Source organism: Klebsiella sp. HN106, from assembly GCF_051209435.1.
GTDB classification, from domain to species: Bacteria; Pseudomonadota; Gammaproteobacteria; order Enterobacterales; family Enterobacteriaceae; genus Klebsiella; species Klebsiella oxytoca.
The window spans coordinates 1-230 of sequence record NZ_JBLURD010000337.1 but is presented as its reverse complement, the minus strand read 5'-3'; the positions used below and the strand labels follow the sequence as shown (position 1 = coordinate 230).

Sequence of the window (230 nt, the reverse complement as noted above, 5' to 3'; positions counted from 1 at the left end):
TGAGGCAAGGCGGCAAATGAAGGAAAGGAAGGAGCATACTGAAGTATGTGACTGACTTTACGAATGCAGCCAACGCAGCATCGGTGTAAAAGATTCGTTTCTGACAACAGAATTTGCCTGGCGGCACTAGCGCGGTGGTCCCACCTGACCCCATGCCGAACTCAGAAGTGAAACGCCGTAGCGCCGATGGTAGTGTGGGGTCTCCCCATGTGAGAGTAGGGAACTGCCAG

General features: G+C 53.9%; 1 rRNA gene. It reads left to right on the top strand.

The window, feature by feature from the left end:
• Positions 1-116: 116 nt before the first annotated feature.
• Positions 117-230 (top strand): 5S ribosomal RNA (rrf, locus tag ACSIPU_RS31465); the annotation flags it as partial.